Here is a 17,070-nt window from a genome sequence, read left to right as displayed (position 1 = left end):
TGACACCTCGATCTGGCGAGCATTCTCGCCTAAATGGGTGTCCGGTTTCATTAGACCACTACAGAGTATGAAAATACAGCAACGGAGAAAGTTGGGAAGCTGATAGCCGACAGCCTGGATGGGAAAGAGCATAAGCTGAATAACGCAGACGACGCCTGGGTTGTCGGGGGCGGCAAGCTCATGGCTACCCTGCTGATTGGGGCGTCCGTAGCTGGTGGGGCCAAGACTATCAGTGCGGGTAGAAAAATTAGCTTCGAAGGAAATGATAGGGTAAAACTTGATGGCCTGAACGGTCCGAAGGTAGTAAGCAGACCGGGGGCCTTAAATGCTGCAAAGAGAGACTTAGGCATTCCACGCTCACAGCATCCTGATGCCGTTAATCGTGTTCCGATGACTCGAAATGGTGAAAAAATTCTCGGTTCTGACCATAAACCAATTATGACTCGTGAGTACACGTACACACGCCCAGATGGGAGCAAAGTAGTTATTCAAGATCATTCGGCAGGCCATGAGTTTGGCCAGGGTGGTGTTGGAGACCAAGGACCTCACCTCAACGTACGACCACCTGAAAATACCCGCAATGGCACGGTGCCTGGTACTGAAGAGCACTATTATTTTGAATAGGACTGAAATGAGTAATTGGACTGATTTTCTGACTGATGCCGCCGGTCTGCAGGCGATTTTTGGCGATGAATTACCTACTCTGAATCAGGTCGATCTGCATGAGGTTATAATGCATAGGGATGGTCCAAGAGTGGTGCTGCGGTTTGACTTATCAGAGTTTCCATTAACCTCCCCCAAGAAATGGGTGCAGGCTGGATATAACTGCGTACAACTAAAGTTAGTGGCAATAGGAATTCGTGAATTTTTTGTTGACGGGTGGTGCTCGGAGTGCAAGTGCAATATTGTTGTTGGCTCTTGTGGCGGTTCTGTTGAACTGCGTGTTGAAAGTGAGTTGGTTAAAATAAAAATTGTTGCTGATTTTTTGGTTTTTGATGGCGTAAGTGCCTATCGAGCTACATAAAAGAAGCAGAGGGAGAGGGAAGGGGCGAATTTATTTGAGCCAAAGCAGTAACCCCCCCTTTGTTTCCTTAAATAACTTGAACATCCCCCCAATCTCGTAAAATATCGCTCTTAAATTAACATAACCTTCCACAAGGACGAATTGACATGCGTGTGTTGGCTTTACTGTTGGCAATCTTATTTTTGTCGGGCTGCGCCTCGAAGCCGGATTACTACATCTCCCCCTCGCCGGTTCAGATCCCGGCGACCGCTACCTACTGGATCGATACCTTCGACGTTGAACTGATCGGCAAGAATGAGCGGTTTCTGCCGCAAGACACGTTGCGCGAGCAGCTCAGCGTTGAGCTGATCAATCAATTGTCGAGCGCTAATCGCTATGCAGCGAGCAAGGAAAGTGCCGACTACCTGCTGGATGTGAACACCGTCTACAAGCGCCGGATCGGCAACTCGAATGGCGGATTGGTGTCGATCATCGTCGACGACGATACGATCCTTGCCAGTGTCGATTTCAGTTATCAGGTCAAGGTCAAAAAGGCCGGCGCCGAAGTCTTGCATTTCTCCCATGCTCGCGAGGGGCTGCAGCCTGGCGGTGCACTTGGCCAGCTTCGCAATATGAAGACGATGGTGGCGGCGCTGACTCACAAGGATAATTCGGACGTGGAGCCTTTCTATATCCGTACCTTGCCGAAATATATCGTGTCCGACATCAGGGATATTCCTTCGCGCTAGACATCCCACAGATGCGGCGGATCCGGTAATCGCATTAACCGGTTTTGCGGCTGCTGCGCAGTCGAGCGGGAGCAAACTCCCTCGCCACCGGTGTGGTTCAGCACTTCTTTAGAGAAAAGGGGACACCCCTTTTCGATTAGTCCCCTTTTCGGTAAGGAAAGCGCCAACACGGACCTGAGTCTGGCTGTCGGTGGTTTCCTCAATGTCGGCGGCAGCCTGTTGCACGTCGGCACCGGCACCTTCGACATTTCCACCGCCAACGTCACGGGGGCCGGCGGCTCCATCGTGACCCGTGGTGGCTTGACCCTCAACGCCGACAGTTGGACCAACAGCAGCGTGATCCAGGCCGGACGCCTGAACGTCAACGTCTACAACTTCAGCCAGCCGCCCGCGGTCAGTTGCTGGCCTCTGACAGTTTCGTCGGTAGCGGTGTCAATTGGTACAACGAAGGTTGGTTGCCAGTGATGGCAGCCTCAGCCTGAGCCTGGGCGGTGCTTACTGGGGCGCTGGTCGTCTCAGCAGCCAGGAGACCCTTGGCCTGAGCGCCGCGCAAGTGAGCCTCAATAGCGTTACTTCCAGCATCGCCGGCGGTAGCGACACCAGACTCAATGTCAGCGGCCAACTGAACAACGCCGGTCGCCTGACTTTCAAAGTGAGTTTGATTGGCCGGCGCGAACATCCCTTGTTCCTCGTGCAGTGCTGCGGCGTTGCCAATGCCGGAAAAAGGAATCAGCAGACGCAAAATTCTGGAAGGGCGAAAACAACATCGACCAGCAGAGCTGGCCGATGCTTGAAACGGTCGGCCAGACTTAGCCAGCGACCGGGGAACGCCAGTCATCGGAACCCGAAGTACCGGATACTTCGTGGGTCCAGGTGATTTTGCGGTAGGTGAATTGCACTTCTTCCAGGTGAGTGAAGTGCGAGTTCGACGGATCCTGGCAGTTGTGCATTTTGTTGTTGATGGCGACGATGATCGCGTCTTCCAGTTTGGTGGTGTAGTAGTGCTCTTGGGTACCTTGAGCCGAGGTGCGGTACCACTGGATAACGATTTCGCTCATGCGCTCGCCGGAGGTCAGAGCCGCCTGCAGCAGTGGCGAAGCCTTGTCGTATACCTTGGTGATCACGACTGGCTTGTGTACGCGCTGACCGGTCGGTTGGCCGGACTGCGGGTCACGCGGGATGATCACATCGTGGCTGAAAGCCTGAACCATGACCTGGTCTTCGTGACCCTCCTGGTAGGTGTTGCCAACCGAGTCGGCAGTGAACGCGCCGGCAGTGATCAGACCTTGTTTTTCGCCAGTGACGGACATATACGCGGGTGTAGCCATGGATGCTCTCCTTGCTAAATAAGTGAGGGTGCCCGGGAGGCGGTATCGCCCGGTGGGTACCTGACTGTTATCAAGGTCCGTGCCATAAACAATTAAATCTATATGAATCAGTTGGTTGATAGGTTTTACAGAGGTCGCGGAGCATTTTCGGCAGAGATCGCCTGTGAATGTGCGCAATAAGTTGCGCAGTACTGCGCAACTTCTTGCGCACTTGGCTGGGGCGCCTGACAGGCCGGGCGATCAGCGACCCGGAAAGGGCTTTCTCAGCGTTGAGTGCGCAACTTCTTGCGCATCAAGGCTGTTAGCCATCACCCGGGTGACCCATCGTCTTATTGGCCGAAAACCTTTAGCAGAACCGCTAGGGTGACAGGTGCAACGAACAGTGCTGCCTGAAGGTCAAACTCAGCGCCGAGATGAATGAACATTTGCGAACTCAAGGAGAACGAGATGAAAATCCTGATGGTTTTAACGTCCCACGATCAATTGGGTAACACGGGTAAGAAAACCGGCTTCTGGCTGGAAGAATTCGCCGCTCCGTATTTCGCCTTCAAGGACGCCGGCGCTCAGCTGACCCTGGCCTCGCCCAAGGGCGGCCAACCACCGCTGGACCCAAAAAGTGACGAGCCGGACGCGCAAACCGCGGCCACTGAGCGCTTTCGTAAAGACTCCGCCGCCCAGTCCGCCTTGGCGTCTACCGCTCTGCTGAGCAGTGCGAGAGCTGAAGATTACGATGCGATTTTCTACCCGGGCGGCCATGGCCCACTGTGGGATTTGACCGAAGACAAAATTTCGATTGCCTTGATCGAGGCGTTTTACAAGGCGGGCAAACCGGTCGCGGCCGTCTGCCACGCACCCGGGGTGTTGCGTGACGTCAAGGGCGCGGACGGCCAGCCGTTGGTCAAAGGCAAGCGCGTGACGGGCTTCACCAACTCTGAGGAGGAGGCTGTGCAACTGACGAACGTCGTGCCGTTTTTGGTGGAGGACATGCTAAAGGAGAAGGGAGCTGTCTATTCCAAAGGTGCGGACTGGGCGAGCTATGTGCTCACGGATGGATTGCTGATCACCGGTCAGAATCCGGCGTCGTCTGAGGCTGCCGCCGAGGCGTTGTTGGCGAAGCTGAAATAAGATCAAAAGATCGTCCGAACGCGACCCGAGCCTTCGGACGATCTTTTTGAGGCATTAACGTTTAATCGTTCAATGCGGCAAAACATTCCTCGATCGAGCGCCGCTGCGTCTCGGCATACAACGCCAACTCATCAATGGTCGATCGCCCCAGCGCCTTCTCGAACACCTGCCGGTTCGAATGCACGCCATAGTGGGTTTGCGCCGCATCCCCCAGGTTCGACTGAAAAATTCCCGCTGCGCTAACCGGCAGGAAATCTTCGTACACCAACGGTTCAACCCGCAAATACCCGCCGCTGAGCAAATCCTCCAGCGACCACGACTTCAGTTCATCGGCCCCCCAACCCTTTTCCGTGACGAAATAGCGAAAGTACGCCAGTTCCTGTTGGCGCATACCTTCGTAAGTGTCAGGAAATTCGCTAAAGTGTTGCGCCATCAGCGCGTTGTAGCGCGCAGCGTTGGCTTCGTTGGGGAAGTCCTTGAGTTCGTCTCGGGTGGCATTGAGCAAGCGGTCGTAAAGCGTCCGGCCCTTGGGGGTGAGTGCGGCGCCGCGTTGCTCGATTTCGCCGAAACGGGCGCTGTGGCTGCCGCGAGTCTCGGCTTGATCGGTGAAAGAGACAGGTTCGTCCAGGGCTTTGAAACTGGTCTGGCGTAGCAAAATCGGGCACTGACGGCGGGGCGGGCCTTCGATCACCGCTTTGGGGGTGATGCCGTGGGCAGGCATTTGCGCCTGGACCCTGTCGATGTCCAGGGTGCGCGGCGTCAGGTGGTTGATATGCGGGCCTGTGAACGCCACCACGTCGGCGATCAGGCGATGCTCGGCAATAAGTTTGCGGTACTGCTCGGCGGTGACGGTGGCGCTGTGGTGCCAGCGGAACGTTTCCAGCGCCTGCTCGACAAAGTTCTTGGCCTCTTGTTCGGTGAGGCCGCCCTGGGTTTCGGCGCGATCGATGAGGGTCAGCGCGGTGGGCGTGAAGATTGAACGCTTATCCAGCACCGATTGGGCGAACGCTCGCAGTTCCAGGTCGTCGATCAGTTCCAGGCGCAGCAGGGAGGTGAAGACCCGGAACGGGCTGACCTGCAACGCCGCCTCATGCACCGCGCGAAAAGCGGTGGAATGCACCGGCACGCCGGCCGGAGTCAGGTCGTAATAACCCACCGGCTGCATGCCCATCACCGCAAACAGCCGGGCGAGGGTCGCCAGTTCATCGGCAGTGCCGACGCGGATCGCGCCATGCCGCTCCAGGTCCAGGCGCTGGATTTCGCCGGTGCTGTTCAGCTGCCGGGCGATCTGCGGGTTGCTGTCCAGCACGTGACGGTTGGTCTGTTCCACCAGTTCCATCAGCTTGCCGTACAGCGGCACTTCTTCGCGGTACATGTCGGACATCGCTTTGGAGAAGCGTTGGCGGATCAGGTCAGGGCTGACGAAGTTCGGGTGGTTCATGAACAAATTCCTGGTGCGGTGACGTAAAGGATGCGGGAAAAGATCGCAGCCTTGCGCGGCGCCGACAAACGAAGAATCTTACGAACTTCATTCTGCAAAGGACTGCTGGTTGTAGCAGCTGCCAAACGCAGCCTCGCAGGCTCGACAGCTGCTACACGGGAAGTTCCGAGCGCAGCGATGCCAGAAATTCCCGATACAACCGCGCCGTGTTCGTCGGTTGTTCCACCATCGGCATATGCCCGGTGTGGTCCCAGACTTCCACTCGCAGATCGGCGATGCCTTTGCTCCAGATCGCCACGCTGCTGACATCGATCAAGCGGTCCTTGCGCCCCCACAACAACAGCGCCTGGCACTTGATGTCGGGCAGTTTCGGCTCCATCGGCGGGCTGGCGCGCAAGTCCCTGAAAATTTCTTCCAGCTCCTCGCATTGCTGTTCATAGCGCTGAGCGATGGCGTCCAGTACCACCTTGGGTACCCACGGAGGGTCGGCCATGGTCATGGCGTAGAAGCGCTGGAATTCTTCCCGTGAATGGATAAGGAACGGGTTGTGGCCCTTTGCCAAATGCCGCTCCAGGTCGCTGACTTCCGGGGCGGTGACACCCGCCGGGTCGATCAGGGCGACCGAAACAATGCGGTCGGGATACGTGGCCGCGAGCCACGCCGCCATGTAACCGCCCATCGAGTTGCCGATCACATGGACTTTCTCGACGCCGCAGACATCGAGCAATTGGATCATCCGCTTGGCCTGCAAAGGAATGTCGTAGCCGCCGCCCGCCTTGAAGCCGGTTTCGCCATGGCCGGCGATGTCGGGGATGATCACCCGATAGTTGCCGACAAAGTGCCGGGCAAAACGCAGCCAGATGTTTTTGTCGGCGCTGTAACCGTGGAGCATCAGCACGCTGCTAGAGGCTTCGTACGGCCCGCCTTGCCAGGTCGAAACGGTCATTTCGGCGATCGGCACGACGATTTTGTGCAGTCGATACAGCTTGGCCTCTATCGACATGTTCAAGTCATAGAGCCAATAACCGATGGCCGGGTAACTCAACCAGCTCCAGGCCACGAAAACTGCGATAGCGACAACCAACACAAGCATCAGGCATCTTCCTTTTACGTGATCAGGACAGAATGTGATCGGCGGGTTTCAGCGCCTTGGTCAACCGGTGATAACTGAAACTGAACCCTGGAAACATCGCAATCACATGACCGCTCTTGCTTTGATACCAACTGTGGCAGCCCCCGGACTTCCATACGGTGCGTTCCATCTCCCGGTGGATCATTTCAGTGTAGGTACGTTCTGCTTCGGGGCGTACTTCGATGCTGCGCAAACCGTGTTCTTTTAATGTGCGGATGCAATCGAGTATGTAATTCATCTGGGACTCGATGATGAACAGCGCCGAGGTGTGGCCGATGCCCGTGTTGGGGCCGGTGACGATGAACAGGTTGGGAAAGTCCGGCAGGCTGGTGCCGAGATAGGCCCGCGGATACAGGGCCCAGAAATCGCTGAGTTGCTTGCCGTTTTTTCCGGTGACCGGGTAGGAAATCACCCCGTCGGTGGCGTCGTAGCCGGTTGACCAGACGATCAGGTCCAGGTCGATGTGTTGGCCGTCCTGGGTGAAAATCCCGGTTTCGTCGAGGGAGGCGATGCCTTGCTCGCGGCTGTGTAGCGTCACGTTACTGCGACCGAGTGCCGGGTACAGGGTGCTTGAGATGATTATCCGTTTGCAGCCGATGGCGTAATCCGGCGTCAGTTTGCGCCTCAGTTCCGGATCGGGCACTTGCCGTTTGAGAACGCGCAGGGCGTGTTGCTGAACCAAACGGATTGCCGGCCGCGAGTATTTGAAGGCAATCACCCGGGTTTCGAACTGCCAGTAGATCATCCAGCGCAACAGTTTGTAGGCCGGTTTGAGCCCCAGCAACCAACGCTGGAAAGGCCCAAAGGCGCGGTCGGCCCGAGGCAATACCCAGTGGGGCGTGCGCTGGAACACATGCAGATGCTCGACGTCCGGGGCAATCGTCGGAATCACCTGGGCCGCGCTGGCGCCGCTGCCAACGATGGCCACGCGTTTTTGCCGGTAATCGTAGGCGTGGTCCCAGTTGTTGGTGTGAAAGGTCTTGCCCTGAAACCGCTCCTGGCCGTCGAAGTGCGGGATCACGGGTTGGCTCAGCGGCCCGGTGGCGTTGATCAGGAACTGTGCGTAAAACGTGCCTTTGCTGCTGGTGTGCACCGCCCAGCGTTTGCCGTCATCGTCCCATTCGATGCGTTCGACATTGGCCTGCAGTTCCACCTTGTCTCGCAGGCCGAAGTGTTCTACCACGTACTGGGTGTAGTGGTGCAGTTCGGCCTGTTCGGCGTACATTTGCGTCCAGCGGTAGGGTGCGAAGGACAGGGAATAGAGTGGCGAGGGCACGTCGACCGCCGCACCGGGGTAGGTGTTTTGGCACCAGGTGCCGCCGAAAAAGTCCCGCCGTTCCAGCAGGCGGAAATCACTGATGCCTGCCTTGAGCAAATTGATCGCCGCGCACTGGCCGCCAAAACCGCTGCCGATGATCAACACTTGAAAGGTCTGCATGGGCCTCCTTTTTTATCGTTATTGATCGAACCCTCCTTTCATGTATAGCCAAACATTGGGCGCTCGCCTCATGGCTATGCCTGGGTATTCAGACCGCCAGCCGGTGATGGCTATTTGACGTTACCCTGATAGACTCTCACCACACTTGAAACCCTAGTGTTTTCAGGTTCCGTTCTGTGGCGCAGAGGCTCCTATGGGAAAAACGGGAGGAAAAGGACTTTCACTGGCCAGGAGGCTTTATACATCGCGAATCCTGGGATTAGCTTTGGGGCTGTTGCTCGTGAGCGCGGCGATGTATCCACTCAACCCGGCACCGTGGGTCTGGGTGGCGATGCTGCTCAACGCCGCACTCTGGCCGCACCTGGCTTATCAATGGGCGCGCCGCGCGCAAGTGCCTTATCACGCTGAACACCGCAACCTGCTGGTGGACGCCTTTCTCGGCGGCTTTTGGGTCGCTGCCATGCAGTTCAATCCGCTGCCCAGCGCGACGACCCTGTCCATGATGGCGATGAACAACGTGGCCATTGGCGGATTGCGTTTCCTGTTGGCGGGAACCGTGGCGCAGATTCTCGGGATAGGTGTCGGACTGCTGATTTTCGCCCCCGCATTCATCCCGCAAACCAGCCAAATGCAGCTGTATGCCTGTCTACCCTTGATGTGTTTGTATCCGCTGGCATTGGGCTGGATCTGCTTTCGCCAGGCCCACACCCTCGGCCGACAAAAGCGTGAGTTGCTAGCCCTGAGCCGCACCGACAGCCTCACCGGCCTGCTGAACCACGGCGCCTGGAAGGATCAACTGGAAGTCGAATTTCAGCGTTGCAAACGTCAGCAGCAGGGCGGGGCAATTGCGCTGATCGACATCGACCATTTCAAAACCATCAACGACACGTACGGCCACGTTGCCGGGGACATCGTCCTGCGTCAGTTGAGCAAAATGCTCAAGCAGAACCTGCGCGCGGCGGATGTTGCCGGGCGCTACGGTGGCGACGAGTTCTGCGTGATCCTCCCGGACCTTCCTCTCACGAGCGCTGCGGCCGCCATGGATGCCCTGCGTGATCGCTTCGCCACCTTGGGCTACGAACAGAGCCCGACGCTGAAAGTCAGCCTGAGCATTGGCCTTGCCGCCTTCAACCCGACCCACACCGACGCGACCCTGTGGCTCAACGACGCCGACCAGGCGCTCTACGAAGCCAAAGCCACCGGTCGTAACCGCGTCATCTGCTGCGGCGATGGCATACCGCATCACGAATTACTTGATTCGGTGTGAACTGTGATCGTTCCCACGCTCCTGCGCGAGAATGCAGCCATGGACGCTCTGCGTCCGTTCTTCGCGTTGCAAGTGTCGTATACGATCTAGAGCCTTGCGCCGTAGTCAGGTAGGGTGTTTTTCACCCCCGACACGAAACAAGGACTGATTCATGACGTTCAATCTCCTGCGCTCCCTGCTGGCCACCAGCCTCGGCCTTACCCTCGCCCTCGGCGCTTTTGCTCCCGCAGCCCTCGCCGAACCGCACAAGCAAGTCCTCGCCGATTCCGAACAGTACAAGGGGGAAGCCCTGAAGTTACTCGAGCGGTTGGTGAACGTCGACTCCGGTTCAGGCTATGAGCCCGGCCTGACCCAAGTGCGCGACATCGCCATCGACGAGTTGAAAAAACTCGGCGCGACCATCGAACTGGTGCCCAATGCGCCGGACAAAAGCAGCCACGTAATCGCGACCCTGAAAGGCACGGGCAAGGCGAAAATCCTGCTGATGGCGCACATGGACACCGTCTTCAAGGAAGGTTCGGCCGCCGAGCGTCCGTTCCACATCAAGGACGGTCGCGCCTACGGGCCGGGCGTGATGGACGACAAGGGCGGCATCGTTGCCGGGATCTATGCGCTGAAAGTCCTGAAAAACCTCGACTTCAAGGACTACGCGCAAATCACCTTCCTGCTCGACGCCAGCGAAGAAACCGGCTCGGACATCGCCACCGACCTGATCAAGAAAACCGCCAAGGCCCATGACGTCACCCTCAACCTCGAACCCGGTCGCCCGGCGGATGGCCTGGTAGTGTGGCGCAAAGGCAGTGCCACTGCAGTGGTCGAGGTCAAGGGCAAGGCGGCTCATGCCGGGGTCGCGCCAGAGCTGGGACGCAACGCCGCCATGGAAGCGGCGCACCAGATTTTGCAGCTCGGCAAACTGGGCGACGCGGAGAAGAAAACCACGATCAACTTCACCGTGCTCAAGGCCGGCGACCGAACCAACGTTATTCCGGATCAAGCCACTGCCAAGGCCGATGTGCGGGCGGCGGTGCCGGAGGAGTTTGACCGGATCGAGAAGGATCTGGCGCGGGTTTCGAAAGACAAGCTGATTCCCGAGACGGAAGTCACCACCACACTTCAACGCGGATTGCCGCCGATGCCGCAGACGCCGGAATCGGATCGGTTGATGGCCATGGCTCAGGGGATTTACGGGGAGATTGGCCGTAAGTTGACGGAAGAAGGCAGTGGTGGGGCGGCGGATGCGAGTTTGTCCGCGGGTGTGGGTACGCCGACGCTGGATGGGTTCGGGATTGTCGGCGGCAACATTCATACGCCGGAGGAATATGCGGAGGTTGAGAGTGTGACGCCGCGGATTTATTTGTTGTCGAGGATGATTATGGAGTTGGCCAAGCACTAATCTCACCGCTGATCTTTCCCACGCTCCCGCGTGGGAATGCAGCCCTGGACGCTCCGCGTCCCATCCGAAGCCGAACGCGGAGCGTCCGTTGAGGCGTTACCACGCAGAGCGTGGGAACGATCAATACGCTGGAGGAATATGCGGAAGTTGAGCGCGTGGCGCCGCGGATTTATATGTTGTCGAGGATGATTATGGAGTTGGCCAAGCCCTGATCTCACCGCTGATCGTTCCTACGCTCCCGCGTGGGAATGCAGCCCGGGACGCTCCGCGTCCCATCCGAAGCCGAACGCGGAGCGTCCGTTGAGGCGTTACCACGCAGAGCGTGGGAACGATCAATACGCCGGAGGAATATGCGGAAGTTGAGCGCGTGGCGCCGCGGATTTGTATGTTGTCGGGGATGATTATGGAGTTGGCCAAGCCCTGATCTCATCGCTGATCGTTCCCACGCTCCCGCGTGGGAATGCAGCCCGGGACGCTCCGCGTCCCATCCGAAGCCGAACGCGGAGCGTCCGTTGAGGCGTTACCACGCAGAGCGTGGGAACGATCAATACGCCGGAGGAATATGCGGAAGTTGAGCGCGTGGCGCCGCGGATTTGTATGTTGTCGCGGATGATTATGGAGTTGGCCAAGCCCTGATCTCATCGCTGATCGTTCCCACGCTCCCGCGTGGGAATGCAGCCCGGGACGCTCCGCGTCCCATCCGAAGCCGAACGCGGAGCGTCCGTTGAGGCGTTACCACGCAGAGCGTGGGAACGATCAATACGCCGGAGGAATATGCGGAAGTTGAGCGCGTGGCGCCGCGGATTTATATGTTGTCGCGGATGATTATGGAGTTGGCCAAGCCCTGATCTCATCGCTGATCGTTCCCACGCTCCCGCGTGCAGCCCGGGACGCTCCGCGTCCCATCCGAAGCCGAACGCGGAGCGTCCGTTGAGGCGTTACCACGCAGAGCGTGGGAACGATCAACAGGCAAAACACTCTCGCCGTCATTACTCCTTAACACTCATAAACTCTTCCGCCCAGCGGATGTATTCCTCAGGCTGCGTATAGGTGTGGGTCAACTCGGTAGCGCTCAGGTCCGACGCCTGAGTAAAGATCTGCCGTTGTTCCCGCAGGCTGTCGTAAGTGGCCTTGATCGCGGCGAAGTAGGCGCCGTGACCATCGATAGTGACCCGCACGCCCAGTTCGGCCAGGCGTTTATCGTCACGCAACAGTGGATTGCCGTAGGTGACCAGCATCAGCGGCACGCTCAGGTGCTCGGCGATCTGTTCCAGTTGGTCAAAGTCCTGCACACCCACCATGCAAATCCCATCCGCACCGGCCTGCTGGTAGTGCTTTGTGCGGCTGATGATTTCCTGGATCGGCAAAATCCCCGCGTTCGTGCGGGCAATGATCGCCATCTCCGAGTCGACCCGGGCTTCCAGCGCCGCACGAATCTTGCCGACGCCTTCCGCCACCCCGATCAGGTCGGTGGACTTGCGGCCGAACTGGGCCGGCAGCAGCGTGTCTTCGATGGTCAGGGCCGCCACACCGGCGCGTTCGAGTTCGACGATGGTACGCATGACGTTGAGTGCGTTGCCATAGCCGTGGTCGGCGTCGGCGATGACCGGCAATTGGGCAACACGGCCGATGCGGGTGGCCTGCTCAGCGAATTCGCTGAGGGTGATCAAGGCAAAGTCGGGGGCGCCCAGTACCTGCAACGACGCGACCGAACCGCCCAGGATCCCCACTTCGAAACCCAGGTCAGCAGCAATACGGGCCGACATCGGGTCGAAGACCGACGCCGTGTGATAGCAGGCGTTGGAAGCGAACAGCTCGCGAAAGTTACGGCGTAAATCTTGATGAGAAAGCCTGGACATATGAGTTCCACCACTGCAATGGGAATGGAAGGGCTTGAGCAAAAGTGTCAACGCCGAAGGAACAAAAGGCTAGCACGCGGGCGAGGGAAGGATGATGACGAATTTGCAGAAGCCTGCAGTTGATTGCTGAGTGATACCTCTTGGTGAAAAAAAGGCTGCAAACCTTGTCAGTCTGCAGCCTTGGTAGTGCGCTTAAAGAGAGCGATTTCAGCTTTGGGCCGGCACGCCCCAGATTTTCTTGATCTCGTGGATATTACCCACGTTATAACGAGGTATGAAGTTAAGGCATAGTTCTACCGACGTTGTCTTGATCGGCGTGTTGATTACGTTGGTTCCAGCGCGCAGAAGAGGAGCTTCGTTCCAGTTGTTCATTGGTTTGTTCATGATGATTTTCCTTTTTAAGATTAGTGAAGCAGCAATAGCTACTCGCCTTGTAGCAGTGACAGCGTGCTTTCAAAGAATGCTGTTTCCTGCATAGCAATACCGGGGTAAGTCGGTACATAGTTTTCGTCGAAGCACCAAGCTTCTTCGGTGATATCCGGCCGTTGTGGGTGAATAAGCAAACTCAACGATGCGGACATTGTTCTGGGTGGAAGTTGTTTATGTATTTCCTTTAGTGGGAGCATGTGCAGAACCTCTCCGGGTGCTAGTTTAAGTACGCGCTCTTCACTGAGTGCTGGTCTGGCACCGGTTTGTATTGGTGTATTGTCAAGTATCTTTCGTGTGACAGTTGTGTACCCATCGCCGCTATAACCCACAGCATAGATTTCAAAGTCGTGAGTGTGGTTCAGGTCATAGATGAACGTTTCACTTTCATCTTGTGACGTGACCGGAGACCAGAAGCCCAGGCGAACTGTAAACATATCATTGTAGGACAGTACAAAAGCATATGAACTGTAGAGGCTGTTGCTAGTACTAAACCCTTCTCGCTGAATAGTGGTGTAAAGGTGCTCGCTCAGCAACGTTCGATTTGTAGCCAGTTGACGCAAATCCTCTATGATTTTTGGCTTGTCTCGCTCAAGGTCGTAAGTTGCCATACGCCCAATAAACGCCTCCAGTTTCATGCCGCCTCACTTTGCTCGTCGAGTAAATGGTTCAGGCGACTGTTTTGCAGTTTTCTCAACAGCGGCACGTAATGCAGTGCGGCCTGCGGATCGGTTTGCTGAATCAACTGAAACGCTTTCCACGCAACGGCAGGGTGGTAGTGATAAACCAGTTCTTCGGCCACTTTTCCGGCCTCGGGATCTTGTGCGGCTTCAAGTAACTCAAGGCTCACCAAGTAACGGGCGGCGCTGTCGTCATGAGGGAACCAGGCGATTTTGCGCAATGAGGTGCGATCAAATACACCAATGTCTGCACTGCTGTCTGGCAGGTTGATGCTGCCGATAAATGCCGCATGCCCGGTGCCCATCGGATTGCTGTCGAACAGGACCTTTGAGCCGTCAATGAACAATGGGTTGTCAGCGTCGACAATGATCTGCTTCCCGAGTGTCAGGTGGTTATCCTGTACCGTATACAGCTGAACGGGAAATGATTGATCGTTGATGGCGAACAAAATACTGTTCCCTGGAACGGTGTAGAGCAACTGTGATGCGGATGCGCTGTCAGGTGTCTTGAGGCTGATGTTCCCACTTTCGTTGCAGTGCAGCAGCAATGTTCCGGTATGAATGTTCGTTAACTTCATGATCGCAGCAGTTTGAGAAACGGCATGGGTGCGTGCGGTGTCTTCGCGCACCTTGCTGACCAGTTTATTAATGTCGGAGGTGATGTCGAAGGTTTTGAGAGTGGTTAAAAGTCGGTCTGGCGATAAGTCGGCGTTTAAAAGTGTCTCGATCATGAAAGGCTCTGCTTTTTTATTTTTTGAGGTTGGGCAACTATTAGTCGGGGTACGTAAAAAAAGAATTCGGGTTTCAGTGTTGATCATATGAGAAATATAAAATGCGGCATTGGTTCTTTCTGCGGGTTGTATGGTTAATTCGTTTCGTATGATCGGTTGATGTTTTGGAGTATGGAGGGGGCGTTTGGTAAAGGCAATTTGGTAGTTGTTAGTTAATGTTGTTAGTTGTCAGCGGATATTTTTTCGGAGAAATCAGATTGCAGCTCCGTGCACCGCTTGCGCAGTGGCTGGCCATTAGCGGTAGTTCGAGAGAGACGCTTCAGACTACGGTGATCGTAGTTGAACCTATACTGGCTCGACCCGTTTCAAACTGGAGTGAATCACGCCGCCGCCGCCTGCTGCTGCTGATTGAGCAACGGCACGGCGCGTACCGAGTTGCCGGGTTGCAGTTGCAGGCGTTTGGCGGTGAGGCGGTCGACGATCAGGCTGTTACCCACCTGTCTGGCCTGCGCTGCGGTGATGCGGCAGTTTTCCAGGCGACGGTTGTGGATCATCCACACCGGGGCCTGCTCGTCGGGTGTGCCGATGGCCAGCACCAGCTGTTGGCTGTCGCGCACGGTACGGATAGTCGAGACAGGGGCTTCGATCACGGGGCCGGCGTCAAAGATGTCGATGTAACCCTTATGGGCAAAGCCTTCGGCGGTGAGGATTTTCAAGGCCGGTTCGGTGTTCGGGTGCGCCTTGCCGATCACGGCCTGAGCCTGTTCGGTGAGCAGGCAGGTGTAGAGCGGTTGGCGTGGCATCAGTTCAGCGATGAACGACTTGCTGCCCAGCCCCGACAAGTGATCGGCGTGGCTGAATTCCATCTTGAAGAAGTGCCGGCCCAGGCTGTCCCAGAACGGTGAACAGCCTTGTTCGTCGGCGCTGCCACGCAGTTCGGCGATGAGTTTGTCGCCGAACAGGTGCTGAAACTCGGCAACAAACAACAAACGTCCCAACGACAGCAATCGACCGTTACTACCCTGGCGTTGATCGGGTCGCAGAAACAGCGAGCAAATCTCCGATTGGCCGGTCATTTCATTGTTCAGGAACAGCGTCGGAATCTGCCGTCGAATACCCAGGTCCGGTGACGAACTGACCGTGAGCCCGACCCGGTAGTTGTACCAGGGCTCGCGCAGGCCCACGGCGCCCGCCAGGGCACTGACGCCCACCAGTTGCTGATCGTCGTCTTCGAGCACGAAGAGGTAATCGGCATCGGCGCGTTCGACCTGTTCGGCGAAGGTTCGTTGCGCCCAACGTATCCGGTGGGTCAGGCGTTCTTCGTTGGCCGGCAGGGTCGTGAAGCCGGGGCCTGCCTGATGCACCAGGTTCAGCAAGGCGGGCAGGTCGGTGACGTGAACCGGGCGGACAATCATGATGCAACTCCTTCTGCACGCCTGCTCGGGCGCTGTCGTTGGGCACGGGGCCGGGTGATGCTCACAGGGCGATCAGCCGGATCGGGCTGCCTTCGGTCACGTTCAGGGCGGCGCACATCTCGGCGCTCAATCCCACAGGTTGCCCGGTCTGGTAATCCAGATCGGCGACGATGGCGCGATAGTCCTTCAGCGAATCGTTGCTGACCAGAAAGCTGCCGCGTGCGTCGATGGACGAATCCAACCGAGCCGTGCCAGTCTGACTCTGGGCAATAGAGCGGATACCGGGGGTGCGCGCATACAGCGTCGGACCACCGTCGAACAGGTCAATGTAGCTGTTGGTCTCGAACCCTTCGCGCTCGAGGATATCGAAGGCTTCCTGGCCATCGGGGTGGATACGGCCGATGCAGTCCTGCGCAGCCTGCGACAGCATCGGCACGTAGATAGGGTATTGCGGCATCAGTTCGGCGAGAAAGGTTCGGCTCTCCAGACCGCAAAGCCGCTCGGCCTCGGCGTAGGGCAGGTCGAAGAAATGCTTGCCCACCGCATCCCAGAACGGCGATTGCCCTTCATCGCTGCTGAAGCCGACGATCTCGGTGATGACGGCTTCGGCAAAGCGCCGCGAGTGCGCGGCGATGAACAATAGCCGCGCCCGGGACAGCAGTTCAGAGAACCGCGTTCGCACCAATGCCGCGTCAATATGAAAACCCCGCAGCAAGGTATGGCCACTGAGGTCGTGACACAACGACAGCGCCGGCACGCCGTGCTCGATGTTCAGCTCCCGCGAGGCGCTGGTGAAATGCCGGTTGCGCAGGCTGTAGAACGGCTCGCTGAAACCGGCGGTGGCAAGGATCTCCGAGCAGCCCACCAAACACTCTCGGGTGAGATCTTCCAGCACGAAGAAATAATTCTCCGGACCCTGACCCTCAACGTCTTTTTCGAATGAGGCACAGGAGTCGAGAATCTTCTCGCGCAGGCATTCGGTGTCGTCCGGCAAGGACGTGACGCCTACCAGACTGTCGCGCGCCAGTTGTTGCAACTGGGGCAGGTCGGTTAACTCGACTGGGCGTAAGACCAGCATGGATG

At 57.3% G+C, this 17,070-nt stretch carries 16 protein-coding genes and 1 pseudogene; 7 read left to right on the top strand and 10 right to left on the bottom strand.

Annotated elements, in window-relative coordinates:
* Nucleotides 1-180: 180 nt before the first annotated feature.
* From ACYZT0_RS14600 to ACYZT0_RS14585, 4 genes and pseudogenes are all read left to right on the top strand, one after another.
* Entirely contained in the window at nucleotides 181-624 is a 444-nt protein-coding gene (locus ACYZT0_RS14600) for an HNH/endonuclease VII fold putative polymorphic toxin (protein WP_462046427.1), read from the top strand.
* 7 nt (nucleotides 625-631) lie between these two features.
* Entirely contained in the window at nucleotides 632-1,024 is a 393-nt protein-coding gene (locus tag ACYZT0_RS14595) for an Imm50 family immunity protein (RefSeq protein WP_461964637.1), read from the top strand.
* A 146-nt stretch (nucleotides 1,025-1,170) separates the two neighbouring features.
* The gene (locus ACYZT0_RS14590; protein ID WP_462030396.1) at nucleotides 1,171-1,752 is read left to right on the top strand and encodes a hypothetical protein; all 582 of its coding nucleotides are present in this window, start codon (nucleotides 1,171-1,173) and stop codon (nucleotides 1,750-1,752) included.
* A 129-nt stretch (nucleotides 1,753-1,881) separates the two neighbouring features.
* Nucleotides 1,882-2,413, top strand: a pseudogene (locus ACYZT0_RS14585) (hypothetical protein); the annotation flags it as partial.
* Nucleotides 2,414-2,561: 148 nt separating this feature from the next.
* Here the strand turns inward: ACYZT0_RS14585 and ACYZT0_RS14580 are convergent.
* Nucleotides 2,562-3,080: an Hcp family type VI secretion system effector gene (locus ACYZT0_RS14580; RefSeq protein WP_461964634.1), complete on the bottom strand. Its 519-nt coding sequence runs from the start codon at nucleotides 3,078-3,080 to the stop codon at nucleotides 2,562-2,564.
* Between the two features lie 447 nt (nucleotides 3,081-3,527).
* Here ACYZT0_RS14580 and ACYZT0_RS14575 point away from each other — a divergent pair, with 447 nt between their 5' ends.
* Entirely contained in the window at nucleotides 3,528-4,205 is a 678-nt protein-coding gene (locus tag ACYZT0_RS14575; protein WP_462046426.1) for a type 1 glutamine amidotransferase domain-containing protein, read from the top strand.
* Between the two features lie 61 nt (nucleotides 4,206-4,266).
* On the opposite strand, the gene hglS is transcribed toward ACYZT0_RS14575, so the two are convergent.
* The 3 genes from hglS to ACYZT0_RS14560 form a co-directional block, all read right to left on the bottom strand.
* Nucleotides 4,267-5,646 carry a 2-oxoadipate dioxygenase/decarboxylase HglS gene (gene hglS / locus ACYZT0_RS14570; protein WP_462046425.1) on the bottom strand — a complete coding sequence of 460 codons (1,380 nt, stop codon included), beginning with the start codon at nucleotides 5,644-5,646 and terminating at the stop codon, nucleotides 4,267-4,269.
* Between the two features lie 151 nt (nucleotides 5,647-5,797).
* Nucleotides 5,798-6,739, bottom strand: a complete 942-nt coding sequence (locus ACYZT0_RS14565) for an alpha/beta fold hydrolase (protein ID WP_462046424.1) — start codon at nucleotides 6,737-6,739, stop codon at nucleotides 5,798-5,800.
* Nucleotides 6,740-6,761: 22 nt separating this feature from the next.
* Complete coding sequence (locus ACYZT0_RS14560) at nucleotides 6,762-8,216, bottom strand: flavin-containing monooxygenase (protein WP_462046423.1); 1,455 nt, start codon at nucleotides 8,214-8,216, stop codon at nucleotides 6,762-6,764.
* A 193-nt stretch (nucleotides 8,217-8,409) separates the two neighbouring features.
* Here ACYZT0_RS14560 and ACYZT0_RS14555 point away from each other — a divergent pair, with 193 nt between their 5' ends.
* Together ACYZT0_RS14555 and ACYZT0_RS14550 are read left to right on the top strand one after the other, a co-directional pair.
* The gene (locus ACYZT0_RS14555) at nucleotides 8,410-9,483 is read left to right on the top strand and encodes a diguanylate cyclase (RefSeq protein ID WP_462046422.1); all 1,074 of its coding nucleotides are present in this window, start codon (nucleotides 8,410-8,412) and stop codon (nucleotides 9,481-9,483) included.
* Nucleotides 9,484-9,634: 151 nt separating this feature from the next.
* Complete coding sequence (locus ACYZT0_RS14550; protein WP_462046421.1) at nucleotides 9,635-10,876, top strand: M20/M25/M40 family metallo-hydrolase; 1,242 nt, start codon at nucleotides 9,635-9,637, stop codon at nucleotides 10,874-10,876.
* A 989-nt stretch (nucleotides 10,877-11,865) separates the two neighbouring features.
* Here the strand turns inward: ACYZT0_RS14550 and ACYZT0_RS14545 are convergent.
* The 6 genes from ACYZT0_RS14545 to ACYZT0_RS14520 form a co-directional block, all read right to left on the bottom strand.
* Nucleotides 11,866-12,735, bottom strand: a complete 870-nt coding sequence (locus ACYZT0_RS14545) for an isocitrate lyase/PEP mutase family protein (protein WP_449645535.1) — start codon at nucleotides 12,733-12,735, stop codon at nucleotides 11,866-11,868.
* A 207-nt stretch (nucleotides 12,736-12,942) separates the two neighbouring features.
* A complete protein-coding gene (locus tag ACYZT0_RS14540) occupies nucleotides 12,943-13,119 on the bottom strand; it encodes a hypothetical protein (protein WP_462046420.1) in 177 nt (58 codons plus the stop codon).
* A gap of 38 nt (nucleotides 13,120-13,157) precedes the next feature.
* On the bottom strand, nucleotides 13,158-13,799 hold the full coding sequence (locus tag ACYZT0_RS14535; RefSeq protein ID WP_462046419.1) for a transposase: 642 nt from the start codon (nucleotides 13,797-13,799) through the stop codon (nucleotides 13,158-13,160).
* The gene (locus tag ACYZT0_RS14530; protein WP_462046418.1) at nucleotides 13,796-14,572 is read right to left on the bottom strand and encodes a hypothetical protein; all 777 of its coding nucleotides are present in this window, start codon (nucleotides 14,570-14,572) and stop codon (nucleotides 13,796-13,798) included. Before ACYZT0_RS14530 ends, ACYZT0_RS14535 begins: the two co-directional genes overlap by 4 nt.
* A 380-nt stretch (nucleotides 14,573-14,952) precedes the next feature.
* Nucleotides 14,953-15,987, bottom strand: a complete 1,035-nt coding sequence (gene astA / locus ACYZT0_RS14525; protein WP_462046417.1) for an arginine N-succinyltransferase — start codon at nucleotides 15,985-15,987, stop codon at nucleotides 14,953-14,955.
* A 61-nt stretch (nucleotides 15,988-16,048) separates the two neighbouring features.
* Nucleotides 16,049-17,065, bottom strand: a complete 1,017-nt coding sequence (locus tag ACYZT0_RS14520) for an arginine N-succinyltransferase (RefSeq protein WP_462046416.1) — start codon at nucleotides 17,063-17,065, stop codon at nucleotides 16,049-16,051.
* Nucleotides 17,066-17,070: the final 5 nt, after the last annotated feature.

It is taken from the genome of Pseudomonas sp. ZS1P83 (assembly GCF_054897825.1).
The sequence above is the reverse complement of the archived record's forward strand: the minus strand, read 5'-3'. Positions and strand labels throughout refer to the sequence as shown.